Consider the following 15,179-nt stretch of genomic DNA (forward strand, 5'->3'; position numbering starts at 1 on the left):
CGCGCCGGGAAGACGGCCGCCCGTCGCCGGCGGTGGGCCGGCCGGTCATGACGGCGCCGAGACCGCGCCGCGGGGGCCGTCCGGGTGGTCCGGGCGGCCCGTACGGGCCGCCCGGGAAACGGCGCGACCGCGCGGGTCGCTTTCCCGCGCCGCCCCGGCCTGGGAAGCTGTTCCCAGACAACCGCGGGGCATCCGCACCGGATCCGGAGTTCACCTTGGCCGAGCGCGACGACGACAGCTACCGACTCCTGGCCGGGCTGCCCTTCGCGGCAATGACCGTCGTCGCCCTGGTGGACGTGACCGCCGGCCCGGGTGTGGGGTTCCTGCCGCTGCTGTCGCTCGGTCCCGCCTTCGCCAGCCTGGTCGGCGGCATGCGCCGCACCGCGCTGATCGGGCTGCTGGCCCTGTTCCTGTGCTTCTGCCTGGCCTCCTACGACGGTCTGCTGGGGACCACGCGCGGCTACACGGCGCTTCTGTCGGTGGCCGGGGTGTCGGCGGCCGGCCTGGTCGCGGCCGCCATCCGCCAGCGGCACGAGGCCGAGCTGGCGAACGTGCGGTCCATCGCCGAGGTGGCCCAGCGGGTGCTGCTGCGCCCGGTGCCCCGGGCCGCGGGGCACCTGCGGATCGCGGTGTCCTACACCTCCGCGGTGGCCGAGGCCCGGATCGGGGGCGACCTGTACGAGGTCGTCAACTCGCCCTCGGGGGTGCGGGTGATCGTGGGCGATGTCCAGGGCAAGGGGCTGGAGGCGGTGGAGACGGCCGCGGTCGTCCTGGCCGCGTTCCGGGAGGCTGCGTACGACGAGCCGGACCTGGCGGCGGTGAGCGCCCGGCTGGAGCGTTCGGTCAACCGGCACATGACGCAGGAGCGGTTCGTCACGGCCGTCCTGGCCGAGACGCACGAGGACCGTTCGGTGACACTGCTCAACCACGGCCACCCCTCACCGCTGGTCGTCCGCGCGGACGGGACGGCCCATCTCGCGGAGCCGCCGGAGACCGCTCCGCCCCTGGGCATGGGCTTCGACCTCAAGCCCCCGGAGCCGTACGGGCTGTCGCTCGCCCCCGGCGAGCAGATGCTGCTGTACACCGACGGTGTGACCGAGGCACGCGACCCGGACGACCGCTTCTACCCGCTGGTCCGGCGGGCCTTCCTGCTGCGGGAGGCGAACCCGGACATAGGTCTGGAGTCGCTGTGCCGGGATCTGGTGACCCATGTCGGCGGACCGCTGCAGGACGACGCGGCGATGCTGCTCCTGCGGTACCGCGAGGGGTGATCCGGACCGGCACCGGCCGGATCATCGGCCCGGATCGCCGGACTTCGGAAGGTTCACCCGCTCGGAGGGGGTACTCGACAGCCGACCGCCGCAGTCCGCACCGACCGAGCTGGGCCGAGACCATGAACGAATCCCGCCGCCTCACCCTCCGAGAACTCCGCATCCTGCACGAGACCGAACGGGCGCTGCTGCATGACGCCCGCCTCGCCGCCCTGTTCCGGGGGTTCGGCGAGACGGAGCGCGAAGCGGCGGGCGGGCCGGCGACACCGTCCCGCCTGTGGCTGCTCGTCGGCGTCTGCCTCTTCCTGGTTCCCGCGCTGATGGTCCTGCACCCGGTGGTCGGCGTGCTGGTGCTCCTCTCCGCCGTGGTCCTGGGAGCGACCTTCCGGGCCGGCCGTCACCCGGGCCCCCGTACCGGACGGCGGGGGCCGGGCTCCGGCTGAGCGGTCCGGCCGGCCGTCACCGGTCGGCCAGGTCCAGCCAGGCCGACTCGCCGGGCTCGATGGTGACGGTCCGGTCGGGCAGCACCAGGCGTACGGGACCCTCGGCCGATCCGGGCAGGCTGACGCGCATCCCGTCCGAGCGCGTCCGCACGCCCACCCCCCAGTGGTGCCGGTAGCGCATGGTGAAGCAGAACTCCGACAGTTCCGGGAGCGGCGCGGGGTCAAGCCGCAGAGCACCCCCGCGGGTCTCCAGACCGGTCAGCCCGCGCTGCACGAGGTCCAGTGTCCCGGCCATGGCACCCAGGTGGATGCCCTCGGCCGTCGTGCCGCCCTGGATGTCGGCGATGTCGCTGACCAGTGCCTCCTGCACGTAGCGCCAGGCGTCGGGACGCCGCACCCGGGCCAGCACCCACCCGTGGACCAGGGAGCTGAGGGTGGAGCCGTGGCTGGTGCGGTGCAGGTAGTAGTCGACCGTGCGCCGCCACAGCTCGTCGTCGAGGGTGTGGCCGAGCCGCTCGAACAGGCCCGCCAGTTCGGCGGGCTGGAACAGGTAGCCGAGCATCAGCGCGTCGGCCTGCTTGGAGGCCTGGTAGCGGTTGACGGTGTCGCCCTCGGCCTCCAGGATCCGGTCCAGCCGGCGGATGTCCCCGTACTTGCGGCGGTAGCCCTCCCAGTCCAGTTCGGCCAGTTCCCCGTAACCGTCGAACTGGCTGATGACGCCCTCGTGGAAGGGCACCCGCAGCCGCCGGGAGACGTCGTCCCAGCGTTCCAGCGTCTCCCCGTCCAGGGCGAGTTTCAGGCACAGCTCCTCGCACAGCGGTTCGGGGACGGTCTCGAGCGTCTCCAGGGCCCGGCCGAGCACCCAGGCGGCGGTGACGTTGGTGTAGGCGTTGTCGTCCAGGCCGGGCCGCTCCCTGCCCGGGTAGGCCTCGTGGTACTCGTCGGGGCCGACCACGCCGAGGATGCGGTAGCGCCCGAGATCCGCGTCGTAGCGCGCGGCGCTCCCCCAGAACTGGGCGATCCGCAGCAGCGTCTCGGCGCCCCGGGTGTGCATGAAGTCGATGTCGCCGCTGGCCTGCCAGTACTGCCAGATGTTGTAGGCGATCGCCGAGCCCACGTGGTGCTGGAGGCGGGAGTGGTCCGGCAGCCAGCGGCCCGAGCGCGGGTTCAGGTGCAGGGTCTGGGTCTCCTCGCGCCCGTCGCTGCCGCTCTGCCAGGGGAACATCGCGCCTTCGTAGCCGCTGTCCCGCGCGGCCCGGACGGCCTCGGGCAACCGCCGGTGCCGGTAGGCCAGCAGGGCGCGGGAGACCTCGGGGAAGTGGACGTTGAGATAGGGCAGCACGAACAGCTCGTCCCAGAAGACGTGCCCCCGGTACGCCTCCCCGTGCAGCCCGCGCGCCGGGACCCCGACGTCCAGGTCGGTGATGTGCGGGGAGAGTGTCTGCAGGACGTGGAAGAGGTGGACCCGCAGGATGCGGCCCGCCTCGCCTGGCACCTCCAGTTCGGCGTGCCGCCACAGTTCGTCCCAGGCGGCGCGGTGCGTGTCGAGCAGGTCGGGGAAGCCGGGCGCGTAGTCGATGTCCTCCAGCGCGGCGTGCAGGGGCTCGCTGACCGCGATGTCGTGCGAGGTGTGCAGGGACACGGTCTTGACGACGGTGACGGGCCGCCCGGGCCGGACGGCGACGGTCAGCCGCCGCGCGGGCCGCAGTCCGCCCAGGTCGGTGTGCGCCGAGACGGCCTCTCCGCTCTCCAGGCGGGTGCGGGCGGCCAGGGCCACCCCGATCTCCGAGTTCGTGGTGCGACAGCGCACCCAGACGGTGTCCGGCGCCGTCGATCCGGTGCTGTGGCCGGTCAGATGGCGGCCGTTCAGGGCGCGGTAGCGCTCCACTCCCTCGTTGGCGACGTCGCCGTCGAGGGCGGACTCGACCTCCAGCGTGCCGGTCCAGTTCTCCGCGGTGAAGACGGTGCGCAGCGCGGCCAGGTGCGGCTGCCCCATGTGGACCAGCCGGTGCTGCTCGACGCGCAGCCGCCGGCCGGCGGTGTCCTCCAGGCGCAGGGTCCGGTGCAGGACGCCGTGCCTGAGGTCCAGCCGCTGCCGGTACTCCAGCAGCCCGTCTTCGTCGGGGGTCCACCAGGTCGGGGCGGGTCCGTTCGCGGGGCTGTTCACGGGGCCGCCGCCGGGAGGAGCGCCGGGAGGGCCGTCGAGGGCCCCGCCGAGGACACGGAAGCGCAGGGGCAGCCAGTTGGGCAGGTTGACCATGTCCTCGTTCTCGACGTCCCTGGGCTCGCTCTCCCCCACGGTGGACACCAGCCGGTTGTAGCAGCCCGCCGCGTACGTGCCCGGGTAGTGGGGCCCTCCGGCATCCGTCTCGGGAGCCGCGCCGCGGGTCGCGAAGTAGCCGTTGCCCAGGGTGCACAGGGCCTCGCGCAGCCGCTCCTCCCCCGGCTCGTAGCCCGCGTAGGCCCATTCCCACCGCTCCACGGTCCCCTCCACCACTGTCAGTCCTCCTCGTCGTGCCGGCCGGCGCGGGGACCGTGCGGCAGCAGATCGGCCAGGTCGGTCACGACCACGTCGGCCCCGTGCTCGCGCAGGTCCCGCGCGCTGGTGGGACCGGCCGTCCGGTCCACCCCGACGACCAGTCCGAAGCCGCCCCGGCGGCCCGCCTCGACACCGGCCAGCGCGTCCTCGACGACGGCCGCCTCCCCCGGAGGCACCCCCAGCCGCCGGGCGGCCTCCAGGAACACCGCGGGGTCCGGTTTGCCGGGCAGGTCCAGGCGGGCCGCCTCGTGGCCGTCCACCACGGCGTCGAACATCTCCAGCACTCCTGCTCCGGAGAGCAACTCCCTCGCATGCCGGGAGGCGGATATCACCGCCATGGGCACCCCTCCGCGGCGCAGGGCGTGCAGCAGCCGCAGCGTGCCGGGCCAGGCCTCGACGGCGTCCTGCCGCAGGGCGGCGGTGAACAGCCGCTCCTTGCGTGCGGCGACGGCCCGGACGGTGCCGTTGCCGGGCGGGTCTCCCGGCTCTCCGGGCGGCAGGTCCAGCCCCCTTGACCTGAGGAAGGCCGCGGCGCCGTCCAGGCGGGATCTGCCGTCGACGTACCGCCGGTAGTCCTCCTGGACGTCGAACGGGCGGAACCGGTCCCCCGGATCCTCCTGCGGCTGTCCGCCGCCGCGCTCGCACCACTCGCGCAGGCAGTCGTCGAAGGCTTCCTTCCAGGCCGCTGCGTGGACCCGGGCGGAGTCGGTGATCACCCCGTCGGTGTCGAACACCACGGCCCTCAGGCCGTCCGGGCGGTCCGGGCGGTGTGCCGGGGCGGCGGCCTCCTCCGGGTCCCGGGCTGCGGCTGCGGCAGACGGCATGATCGCTCCATCCAGTGGGGTCGCCGGGGCGGTCGGGATCAGATGTGCTCCGGTACGAGGGCCACGGGGCAGTCGGCGTGGTGGATGACGGTGTGGTCGACCACCCCGAGCTGGAGGCCGAGGCGGCCCTGCCGGCGGTGGGCGCCGATCACCAGCAGGTCCGCCCGGCGCGACTCCTCCAGCAGCACCGCGCGGGTGGGGCCCTCCACGGCGTGCAGGTGCAGGTCGATCCCGGAGTACTCGCGGGCCGCGGCCCGCAGGGCGCCGTCCAGGTGGTCCATCGCCTCCCGGTGGCGGGCTCCGGCCGGACTGCCCTGGATCGGCGGATGGTTCTCCGCCGTGTGGGTGGGCCGGCGCCACGCCCGTACGGCGTGCAGTTCGCAGTGCCTGGCGGCGGCCTCGCGGAAGGCGAAGTGGGCGGCGGGCGAACCGTCCACCCTGTCCCCGACGCCCAGGACGACCCGGCCGTGGCCGCCGGCGCGGGCGTTCTCACCACCGCGTACGACGACCACCGGGCAGTCGGCCCGGCCGGCCGCCTCCAACCCCACCGAACCCAGCAGCAGGCCCGCGATCCCGCCCCGGCCCCGTGAGCCGACGACGAGGCCGAACGCGTTGCGGCCGGCGTGGACCAGCGCGGCTCCGGGTGCCTCGTCGAGGACGACGGTGGTCACCCGTACGCCGGGGGCGTGCCGGCGGACGCGTTCGGTCGCGGCGGACATCAGCTCCTCCGGTTCCGGGTCGTCCTCCCCGCGGTCCTCGACGCCGTGGACCAGACACAGGGGTACCGAGTGCCGGACCGCCGCGTCCGCGGCCCAGTCCACCGCGAGCAGGCTGGGCCCGGATCCGTCGACGCCCACCAGCAGGGGGAGCTCCACCGCCGCCACCTCCTTGTCCCGGCCTCCCGCGTTCTCCCGGCCCCGGGCCGACCGTTCCGGCCGGCGGGTCACCGTTCCCAGGAACCGGCGGGCCGCAGGTTCACCCGCCGGTTCCTGGGAACGGTGACCCGCATACGGGCCGGTGAAACCCCGGCGGGCGGTTCTCGGCCGCCTGCCCCGCGGCACGGCCCCGCCCGGCCCTCCGGCACGGCGGGGTCCGCACACCTGCCCGGCCGAGGCGAGGGAGGCGCGGCATGCGGGTGTCCGCAGGATCCGGGTGGCGGCGCGGGGTGCTCGCGTTGGCGGCGGGCGCGCTGCCCGCCCTTTCCTTTCCCGCGCCGTCGCTGTGGTGGTGGGCCTACGCAGCGCTGATCCCGTGGCTGCTGCTGCTCCGTACGGCGGACAGCGGGCGGCGTGCCGCCCTGGAGGGCTGGCTGGGCGGCACCGGTTTCCTGCTGGCCACCCATCACTGGCTGGCGCCGAGCCTGCACGCCTTCATCGTGGTGGTGGCGGCCGTGATGGGGCTGCTGTGGGCTCCGTGGGGCCAGCTGGTGAGACGGCTGCTGGCGGGCGAGCCGGCTCCGGGCCGGGCGGTGGCGGCGGTGGTGCTGGTGCCGTCGGCGTGGCTGATGATCGAGCTGGTGCGCTCCTGGGAGTACCTGGGCGGGCCGTGGGCGCTGCTGGGGGCGAGCCAGTGGCAGGTGCCGCCCGCGCTGCGGCTGGCCTCGCTGGGCGGGGTGTGGCTGGTCACCATATGGGTGGTGGCGGCGAACACCGCGCTGGCGGTGCTGGTCGCCGTGCCCGGTGCGCGGCGGGCCGCCGCGGCCGCGGCTGCGGTGTGCGTGCTGGTCCCGGCCGCGGCCTGGGCGTGGGCGCCGCTGCCGCGGCCGTCGGGCACGGTCCGCGTCGCGGTGGTGCAGCCGGGTGTGGTCGCCGGGGCCGAGGCGCGCTTCGACACCGGGGAGCGGCTCACCCGCGGCCTGGCGGGCCGGGGCGTGGACCTGGTGGTGTGGGGCGAGAGCAGCGTCGGCTACGACCTGGAGGCCCGCCCGGACCTGCGGGAGCGGTTGGCGGCGCTGTCCTCGCGGGTCGGGGCGCCGCTGCTGGTGAACGTGGACGCCCGGCGCCCGGACGGGCCGGGGATCTTCAAGAGCTCCGTGGCGGTGGGCCCGCGGGGGACCACCGGGGAGCGCTACGACAAGATGCGGCTGGTGCCGTTCGGCGAGTACGTGCCGGCCCGTTCCCTGCTGGGCTGGGCGACGGCGGTGGGCGAGGCGGCCGAGGAGGACCGCGGGCGCGGGGACGCACCGGTGGTGATGGACACCCTGGGGGTGCGCACCGGTCCGCTGGTGTGTTTCGAGTCCGCCTTCCCCGACGCGAGCCGGGCGCTGGCGCGCGACGGCGCCGAGCTGCTCGTCGCCCAGTCGGCGACCTCCACCTTCCAGGACAGCTGGGCGCCGTCCCAGCACGCCTCCCTGGCGGCGCTGCGGGCCGCGGAGAGCGGGCGGCCGATGGTGCACGCCACGCTGACGGGGGTGAGCGCGGTGTACGGCCCGCGCGGCGAACCGGTGGGCGAGCGGATGGGCACCGAGCACAGCGGGGCCGCCGTCCACGAGGTGCCGCTCGCCTCGGGCACCACCGCCTACGTCCGGTTCGGCGACTGGGCCGTCGCCGCCGCGCTGGGTTCACTGCTCTCGGCGGCGGCCGTGGCGGCGGTGCGCCGGTTCCGGCGCGGGCGGTACGGGAAGCGGCGGCCCGGGGCGCGGAAGGGGGCTACCCGGCCTGCTCAAGCGCGGCGATGACGACCCGTTCGCACAACTCGTGGGTGCGCAGGGCGTCCTCGGCCTCCAGGTGCCGCCCGGCGCGCACGGCGTCGAGGAAGGCCAGCGCGGCCTGCTCGATGCCGCGCTGGCGGGCCACCGGCACCCAGTCCCCGCGGCGGCGGACGCTGGGCTGGCCCTTGTGGTCGACGATCTCGGCGAGGTTGAACACCTGGCGCCTGGCGTCCCGCCCGGAGACCTCCAGGATCTCCTCGGCGCTGCCGCTCATCCGGTTCATGACACCGATCGCGGTGAAGCCGTCGCCCGACATCTGGAGCACCACATGGTGCAGGAGCCCGTCCCTGACCCGGGCGCGGATATCGATGTGCCCGGCCGGCCCGGGCAGCAGGAAGCGGAGGGTGTCCACTACGTGGATGAAGTCGTCGTAGACCACCTCGCGCGGGTCGGCGGCCAGTCCGACGCGGTTCTTCTGCATCAGGATCAGGTCGCGCGGGTGTTCCAGGCACTGGGCGTAACCGGGTGCGTGGCGGCGGTTGAAGCCGACGGCGAGCGGAACGCGCCGCCGGCCGGCCAGGCGCACCAGGCGCTCGGACTCGGCCAGGGTGTGAGCGAGCGGCTTGTCGACGTAGGTGGGCACCCCGGCCTCCAGCAGCCGGGCGACGATCGCGGGGTGCTCGGCCGTCGGAGCGTGGACGAAGGCCGCGTCGGGGGCGGTCCCGATCAGCCCGTCGAGATCCGTGTGCCGCTGCGGGCCGGGGATCCGGTGGGCCTCGGCCGTCCGTTCCAGAGTGCCGCGGGTGCGGGTGTGCAGGTGGAGCTCCAGCCCCGGCCGGGCGGTGAGCACCGGCAGGTACGCCTTCTGCGCGATGTCGCCGAGTCCGATCACTGCGATCCTCACGGAACCCCCTTGGTCTCGCCGTCTTCCGGTGCCGTCCGTTGCCGCCCGGGGCTGCTCGGGGGCGCTCGGAGCCGTTCGGGGCGCGGCCGCTCCGCCGTCCCGTGTTCCCCGCGGACCGGCAGCATACGCGGTGAGCGGCGGCTCACGGACGGCGCGTGCCGCCGCCGGTCGCCCGGTGCGACGGGGCCAGTGCTCTCAGGCGTTCTCTGACGCCCTCCGGGCGTCCTCGGCGGCCCTCACCACCGGTCACGTGGACCACAGGTAACCCACGGGGCCACCCGCATCACCCCTGCGGGGAGTTCCCGGCGGCCGTGAGGTGCAGCAGAGTAGGCCGGGTGCGACATGTGCGAAGCGCCCTGCTCCTGGCCGGAGCCGCCCTGGCCGCCGTCTCGGGGTGCGTCACGGTGGCGGGCGGCCAGCGGCCGGAGGAGAGCGGACCGCCTCCCCCGCCCAGCGGCCCCGCCCTGCCCCGGCGGGACACCGAGCCGCCGCGGACCCCCGGCCCGGCGCGGGAGACCCTCGCCAGGGTGGACGACGGTCCGGAAACCCCTGGCGCCTCCTCCCCGCCCCACTCCGTTCCGCCCTCCGCGTCCTCCCCCGCCCACCGGCCCACCGCGCGCCCGGCGCCCCGCCGGCCGCGAAGCGAACACCCCCCTTCCGGCTCGGCCCGGCCGGGGCGCGCCTCCGGCAGCACTCCCCGGTGGCCCGGCCCGGGTGTGTGCGGGCTCGGTGAGGCGTACGGCGGCTGGACCGCGGACGGCGAACCGGCCCGGACCTGCCGGCAGGTCTACGGCGACTGATCCGGCGGCCCGCCGGCGGCCGCCAGCCGCCGCGCCAGGTTCCCGATGGCGGTCCTGACGCCCGCACCGTACGCGTCGTCGGGCAGCTCCTCCGCCGCACTGCGGGCCCGGGCCAGCTCACGCCGGGCGGCGGCGTGGTCGCCGAGACCGGCGTGAGCGGCGGCCAGGCTCAGATGGAGCGAGGGGAGCAGGGACCGCACGGCCGCGAAGGCCCCGGCCGGGGCCTTCGCGGCGGCCAGCGCGCGCCGGCCCCACTCGAGTCCGGCCACGGGATCGTCCTGGGTGCCGGCCAGGTAGTGGGCGATGGTGCACCGGTGGAAGGGGTCGCCGTCCTCGCACGCCTCCTCCCACAGGCCCGCCAGCCGGTTGCGCGCCTCCTCCCGGTCCCCGCCCCGGTGCAGGATGACCGCCTGACCGATCCTGGTCGGCAGCGGCTCGCCCGCCGCGCGCCCCTCCTCTCCCGCCGCTCCCGTCTCCTGCCGATGCTCCGCCACGGGCTCTCCTGTGTGGTGGTGTCGGTACCGGCGGCGCGGACGCCCTTCCCGCACCGTTCTCCGACGCTAACCGCCGGGGGCTGCCGCAGCGCTCAGGCGCTCTCGCCGGTGCCCCGTCCGTACCTGCTCGCCAGCGTCCGCACCTCCCGCGCCACCGCCGCGCGCAGCCCGGCCGGGCCGAGCACCTCCGCCTCCGCACCGAGCCGGAGCAGATCGCCCACCGCCACGGGGAGGCTCTCCACGGGGAGGAGCACCCGCAGCCAGCCGTCCCCGTCCGGCCCGTCCGCCTCCCGCGCCGCCCGCGCACCCACCGCGCCGAACAGCATGGGCAGCAGCCGCAGGCCGCGTGGGGAGAGCCGCAGCAGCGCCTCGTCCCGCAGGCGGCCGGCCTCCAGACGGCCCGTGGCCTCGGCCCAGTACGCCGCGAGGCCGAAGCCGGCGGGCCGCTCGAAACGCTCGCCCGGCATGTCGAGGGCGAGGACGCGCGAGACCCGGTAGGTACGCACGTCCTCTCCCGTACGGGCTTCGCCGCCGTCGTCCGGGCCGGGAGCGGACCGGGCGACGAGATACCAGACGCCGCCCTTGAGGACGAGCCCGAGCGGATGCAGCTCGCGGCGCACCTCGCCCTTCCAGCGGCGGTAGCGCACGCGCAGCGTCCGCTGCTCCCAGACGGCCTCGGCCACGCGCGCCAGGTGCGGTACGGGGTCGGCGTCCCGGAACCAGGCCGGGGCGTCGAGGTGGAAGCGCTCAGAGACGCGCCGGGTGCGCTCGGCGAGCTGTGCGGGGAGCGCGGCGCGCAGCTTGAGCTGGGCGGTCGCCAGTTCGGCGCCCAGTCCCAGTTCGGCCGCGGCGCCCGGCATCCCGGCGAGCCACAGGGAGTCGGCCTCCTCACCGGTGAGGCCGGTCAGCCGGGTGCGGTAGCCCTCCATCAGGCGGTAGCCACCCTCCGGTCCCCGCTCGGCGGTCAGCGGCACGCCGGAGGTGATGAGCGCCTCGGCGTCGCGGTAGACGGTGCGGACCGAGACCTCCAGCTCGGCGGCGAGTTCCGGTGCGGTCATCCGGCCCCGGTTCTGGAGCAGCAGGAGCATCTGCAGAAGGCGGTCGGCGCGCATGGCGACAGTCTGCCGCCCGTACCTGACAGGGGATGTCAGGTACGGGCGGGACAGTGGTGGCGGCCGGCGCGGGAAGGGCCCGTGCCACCGCCTGTGAGGAGACCCATGACCACGCACACCACCGGCAGCTTCACCTTCGCCGACTGGCAGGAGAAGGTCATCGCCGAAGCCGGCGGCGGTGACGGCGAAGGTGCCGGCGGCGGCCCGAAGCTGGCCTCCGCCGTCGTCACCAACCACTTCACCGGTGGTATCGAGGCCACCGGGACCTCGTGCGCGTACACCATCGCCTACACCGCGGGAGAGCCCGGCTCCGCCGGGAGCTTCACCGGCCACGAGCTGCTCTCCGGCACCCTCGACGGACGCGTGGGCTCCTTCGTGCTCGCCGAGCGCGGCACCTTCGACGAGAAGGGCACCGTGCACTGCGTCTTCGAGGTGGTGCCCGGCTCGGCCACCGGCGAGCTGGCCGGGCTGCGGGGGACGGGTGGCTTCACCGCCGTGCACGGCGAGCCGTCCGTCGCGTACGCCTTCGACTACGAACTGGGCTGAGTCGGCCCGGTCGCGCTGTCCGGGCCGGCCGGGAAGCGGCTCAGGAGCCGAGGCTGGGGACGCACCAGTCGACCGGCGTGTGCCCCTGCGCCGCGATCGCCTCGTCGATCCGGCTGAAGGGGCGTGATCCGAAGAACTTCTTCGCCGACAGCGGCGAGGGGTGCGCGCCCTGGACCACCGTGTGCCGCTCGGTGTCGATCAGCGGCAGCTTCTTCTTCGCGTAGTTGCCCCACAGCACGAAGACGGCCGGGTCGGGTCGGGCGCCCACGGCGTGGATCACCGCGTCCGTGAACTTCTCCCAGCCCTTGCCCTTGTGGGAGTTGGCCTCCCCGGCCCGGACCGTCAGCACCGCGTTGAGCAGGAGCACGCCCTGCTTCGCCCACGGCATCAGATAGCCGTTGTCCGGGACGGGGCAGCCCAGGTCCGCCTGCAGCTCCTTGTAGATGTTCCGCAGGGACGGCGGAATCCTCACCCCGGGCCGCACCGAGAACGCCAGCCCGTGGCCCTGCCCCTCGCCGTGGTACGGGTCCTGTCCGAGGACGAGCACCTTGACCTGCTCGTACGGAGTGGCGTCCAGCGCCGCGAAGACCTCTTCCCGGGGCGGGTAGACCGGCCCGCGTGCCCGCTCCTCCTCGACGAACTCGGTGAGCTCCTTGAAGTAGGGCTTCTCCAGCTCGTCGCCGAGGACCTTCTGCCAGGACTCGGGCAGCATGGCGTTCACGTGAGACAGACCTCCGGTGTCGGTTCCGCGCGCCTCACCCGGGCGCGTACCCCAAGAACGTACCGGTGACCTCTGACAGCCGCGCCGCGCGGGCCGGGCGCGGCTGTCGGAGGTCACCGGCGGCCACCCCGCTCCCTCAGGTCACCAGCTCTTCTTGCGGTCGAGCTCCCACAGCCGCATGATCGTCGAGGAGTCGATGCTCCACTCCACGCCGGCGATGTCGTTGTGCGCGGCGATGTAGAGCTTGCCCTGCCACAGGGGCAGCAGCCGGGCGTCCTCGGCCAGGATCTTCTGCGCCTGCGTGAAGGCGGCGCTGGCCGCACCCCGGTCGCTCTCCTTGCGGGACTTGGGCAGCAGCGTGCCGGTCAGCGTCTCGTCCTCGTACGGCGTGCCCAGGGCGTTCTCCTTGCCGACGAACGGCGAGATGTAGTTGTCCGCGTCCGGGAAGTCGGGGAACCAGCCGCGGCCGAACACCGGGTACTCCCCCTCGGTGATGCCTTTCTGGAACTCGCGCCACTCGCGGCCCTCCAGGGTGACCTCGAACAGCCCGGACGCCTCCAGCTGCCGCTTGATCTCGGCGAACTCCTCGGCGGTCGTCGCACCGTAGCGGTCGGTGGTGTACCAGAGGGTCAGCTCCACCTTCTCGTCGACCCCGGCCTGGTTCAGCGTGGTGCGGGCCTTCTCCACGCTGGGCTCGCCGTACTCCTCGTAGAAGGCGCTGGTGTGGCCGGTGATCCCGCCGGGGACCATGGAGTACAGCGGGGCGGCGGTGCGCTTGTAGACGTTGCGGACCAGGGCCTTGCGGTCGATGACCTGGGCGACCGCCCTGCGGACGGCGGGCTCGGCGGCCGACTCGTGCCGCGGGTTGAACACCAGGTAGCGGATCTCGGTGCCGTAGACCTCGTTGAGCTTGATGTCCGGGTGGTCGCTGCGGTTCTTCCCGAAGTCGTCGATCTGCTCGGGGGTCAGGCCGCGGTAGGTGAGGTCGACCTCGCCGCTCTTGAGCTGCTCGACCATCCTGGCCGAGTCCTTGAAGTAGCGGACGGTCACGGCGTTGTTCTTGACCTCCGCGGAACCCTTGTACTTCTGGTTCCTGACCAGCTCGGCCCGCTCGTCCTCCTTGTAGCCGTCGAGCAGGTACGGTCCGGATCCGCTGATCTTGTCCGACTCCAGCAGCTGGTCGGCCGGGTAGGCGGCGGGGTCGACGATGGACGCGGCCGGGGTGGCCAGGACCAGCGGGAAGGTCGCGTCCGGCCGCTTGAGGTGGAATATGATCGTCCGCTCACCGGACGTCTCGATGCGGTCGATGCTCTGCAGCAGCTGGGCGGGACCGGTGGGCGCCTTGATCCCCAGGGTGCGCTCGATGGAGTACTTGACCGCCTCCGCGTCCAGCGCGTTGCCGTTGGAGAACGTCAGGTTCTTCTTCAGGACGCACCGGTAGACGCTGCTGACGGTGTCGGTGAAACCGCAGCGCTGGGCGGCGTCGGGCTCCGGGGTGCCGCTGGAGCTCGGGAAGTGCAGCAGGGTCTGGTAGATGTTCCGGTACAGCTCCCACGAACCGTCCCAGGCACCGGCCGGGTCGAGGACACTCGGCGTGCTCGTGGTGCCGACCACGATCACCTCCTCGTTCTCGCCGTCACCGAGCAGCGAGCCGCATCCGGCGAGCAGGGTCGCTGTCACCAGCACGACTGCGCCCTTCAGAGGCTTGTTCTGGCTGAACACTTGCACGCTCCTCGGTCGGCGATGCCACTAACGCCACTAGGTACAGCTACTGCCTGGGTTGCTGTGGGGGAATCCATCGGCTGACGGGCCGGAGCGCGCACCGCGGTGCGGAGCGCGTGCCACCACCCGTACGGCAGGGTCTCAACGGGCCTGTCGTGCCGAGGACGTGGCAGACCTTACCGCAGCATATGACGAGGCTGACAGGCTTCTGGACCGGGCAAGATCAGGACTTCGGCCGCAGCGGACCGGTTGGTCGCGCAGAGTACGGGAGCCGTACCAGGACGCGCACCGGCGCCGCGCCGTCCCGTCGGGGGCGGCGCGGCGCCGGCGCGGTGCGGCCCCCGGCGCACCGTTGCGGTGTGCCGGGGCCCGGAGGTCACTCGACCCCGGCGTTGAGGAAGATCCCGCCGTCGACCACGAGGGTCTGACCGGTGATCCAGCCGGAGTCGTCGGAGGTGAGGAAGGCCGCCGCTCCCCCGATGTCCTCGGGAGTGCCCAGCCGCCCCATCGGGTAGCGCCTGGCCACCTCCTCCTCGCGCCCCTCGTAGAGCGCGGCGGCGAACTTCGTCTTGACCACGGCCGGGGCGATGGCGTTGACCCGCACGCCCGGCGACAGCTCGTGGGCGAGCTGGAGGGTGAGGTTGACCATCGCGGCCTTGCTGATGCCGTAGGCGCCGATGAAGGGCGAGGCGGACAGCCCGGCGACGGAGGCGATGTTGACGATGGTGCCGCCGTGCTCCTTCTGCCAGGCAGCCCAGGTGCGCTGGGCGAACCCGAGCGCGGAGAGGACGTTGGTGTCGAAGACCTTGCGGGCGACGTTCAGGTCCAGTTCCGCGATGGGCCCGAAGACCGGGTTGGTGCCCGCGTTGTTGACCAGGTGGTCGACACGGCCGAACGCCTCCATGGCGCGTTCGACGGCCTCCGCCTGGTGGGCCTCGTCGTGGGCCTTCCCGGCGACGCCGATGGCCCGGTCCGCGCCGAGCCGCTCGACCGCCTCCGCGAGGGCGTCCTCGTTGCGGCCGGTGATGCACACCCGGTCACCGCGGGCCACGAGCGCCTCGGCGATGCCGTAGCCGATGCCGCGGCTCGCTCCGGTGATCAGGGCGACCCTGCCGCTGTCCTGCACTGCCATGAGCTCTTCTTTCCGTTCCGT

General features: G+C 74.0%; 14 protein-coding genes. 5 read left to right on the forward strand and 9 right to left on the reverse strand.

Annotation, left to right across the window (positions count from 1 at the left end; genetic code table 11):
• The first annotated feature begins 272 nt into the window (after nt 1–272).
• On the forward strand, nt 273–1,271 hold the full coding sequence (locus ACGRHY_RS01615) for a PP2C family protein-serine/threonine phosphatase (protein ID WP_394637880.1): 999 nt from the start codon (nt 273–275) through the stop codon (nt 1,269–1,271).
• Nucleotides 1,272–1,393: 122 nt separating this feature from the next.
• On the forward strand, nt 1,394–1,714 hold the full coding sequence (locus tag ACGRHY_RS01620; protein WP_394633591.1) for a hypothetical protein: 321 nt from the start codon (nt 1,394–1,396) through the stop codon (nt 1,712–1,714).
• 16 nt (nt 1,715–1,730) lie between these two features.
• On the opposite strand, the gene ACGRHY_RS01625 is transcribed toward ACGRHY_RS01620, so the two are convergent.
• The 3 genes from ACGRHY_RS01625 to ACGRHY_RS01635 are packed head-to-tail and all read right to left on the reverse strand — an operon-like array spanning nt 1,731 to nt 5,952.
• A complete protein-coding gene (locus ACGRHY_RS01625; protein ID WP_491630968.1) occupies nt 1,731–4,208 on the reverse strand; it encodes a glycoside hydrolase family 65 protein in 2,478 nt (825 codons plus the stop codon).
• A gap of 5 nt (nt 4,209–4,213) precedes the next feature.
• Nucleotides 4,214–5,077 carry an HAD family hydrolase gene (locus tag ACGRHY_RS01630; RefSeq protein WP_394633592.1) on the reverse strand — a complete coding sequence of 288 codons (864 nt, stop codon included), beginning with the start codon at nt 5,075–5,077 and terminating at the stop codon, nt 4,214–4,216.
• Between the two features lie 38 nt (nt 5,078–5,115).
• Nucleotides 5,116–5,952: a universal stress protein gene (locus ACGRHY_RS01635; protein ID WP_394633593.1), complete on the reverse strand. Its 837-nt coding sequence runs from the start codon at nt 5,950–5,952 to the stop codon at nt 5,116–5,118.
• 254 nt (nt 5,953–6,206) lie between these two features.
• Here ACGRHY_RS01635 and lnt point away from each other — a divergent pair, with 254 nt between their 5' ends.
• Nucleotides 6,207–7,754, forward strand: a complete 1,548-nt coding sequence (gene lnt / locus ACGRHY_RS01640) for an apolipoprotein N-acyltransferase (RefSeq protein WP_394633594.1) — start codon at nt 6,207–6,209, stop codon at nt 7,752–7,754.
• Here the strand turns inward: lnt and ACGRHY_RS01645 are convergent.
• The gene (locus tag ACGRHY_RS01645) at nt 7,726–8,631 is read right to left on the reverse strand and encodes a Gfo/Idh/MocA family protein (RefSeq protein WP_394633595.1); all 906 of its coding nucleotides are present in this window, start codon (nt 8,629–8,631) and stop codon (nt 7,726–7,728) included. The two genes, lnt and ACGRHY_RS01645, sit on opposite strands and share 29 nt — an antisense overlap.
• Before the next feature lie 335 nt (nt 8,632–8,966).
• On the opposite strand from ACGRHY_RS01645, the gene ACGRHY_RS01650 reads away from it, so the two are divergent.
• Nucleotides 8,967–9,431 (forward strand): hypothetical protein, encoded by a 465-nt coding sequence (locus ACGRHY_RS01650; protein WP_394633596.1) that lies wholly within the window; start codon nt 8,967–8,969, stop codon nt 9,429–9,431.
• On the opposite strand, the gene ACGRHY_RS01655 is transcribed toward ACGRHY_RS01650, so the two are convergent.
• A complete protein-coding gene (locus ACGRHY_RS01655) occupies nt 9,419–9,925 on the reverse strand; it encodes a hypothetical protein (RefSeq protein WP_394633597.1) in 507 nt (168 codons plus the stop codon). The genes ACGRHY_RS01650 and ACGRHY_RS01655 overlap by 13 nt on opposite strands.
• A 92-nt stretch (nt 9,926–10,017) precedes the next feature.
• A complete protein-coding gene (locus ACGRHY_RS01660; RefSeq protein ID WP_394633598.1) occupies nt 10,018–11,037 on the reverse strand; it encodes a helix-turn-helix transcriptional regulator in 1,020 nt (339 codons plus the stop codon).
• 105 nt (nt 11,038–11,142) lie between these two features.
• On the opposite strand from ACGRHY_RS01660, the gene ACGRHY_RS01665 reads away from it, so the two are divergent.
• Nucleotides 11,143–11,583 (forward strand): DUF3224 domain-containing protein, encoded by a 441-nt coding sequence (locus ACGRHY_RS01665; protein WP_394633599.1) that lies wholly within the window; start codon nt 11,143–11,145, stop codon nt 11,581–11,583.
• 40 nt (nt 11,584–11,623) lie between these two features.
• Here the strand turns inward: ACGRHY_RS01665 and ACGRHY_RS01670 are convergent, their stop codons facing one another.
• The 3 genes from ACGRHY_RS01670 to ACGRHY_RS01680 all read right to left on the reverse strand — a co-directional run bounded on the left by ACGRHY_RS01670 (nt 11,624) and on the right by ACGRHY_RS01680 (nt 15,158).
• The gene (locus ACGRHY_RS01670; RefSeq protein ID WP_394637882.1) at nt 11,624–12,295 is read right to left on the reverse strand and encodes a uracil-DNA glycosylase; all 672 of its coding nucleotides are present in this window, start codon (nt 12,293–12,295) and stop codon (nt 11,624–11,626) included.
• A gap of 150 nt (nt 12,296–12,445) precedes the next feature.
• Nucleotides 12,446–14,026, reverse strand: a complete 1,581-nt coding sequence (locus tag ACGRHY_RS01675; protein WP_394633600.1) for an ABC transporter substrate-binding protein — start codon at nt 14,024–14,026, stop codon at nt 12,446–12,448.
• Nucleotides 14,027–14,402: 376 nt separating this feature from the next.
• Nucleotides 14,403–15,158: an SDR family oxidoreductase gene (locus ACGRHY_RS01680; RefSeq protein ID WP_394633601.1), complete on the reverse strand. Its 756-nt coding sequence runs from the start codon at nt 15,156–15,158 to the stop codon at nt 14,403–14,405.
• Between the last annotated feature and the right edge of the window lie 21 nt (nt 15,159–15,179).

The sequence above is a fragment of the Streptomyces shinuiensis genome (genome assembly GCF_043660855.1).
In the GTDB taxonomy this organism is placed as follows: domain Bacteria; phylum Actinomycetota; class Actinomycetes; order Streptomycetales; family Streptomycetaceae; genus Streptomyces.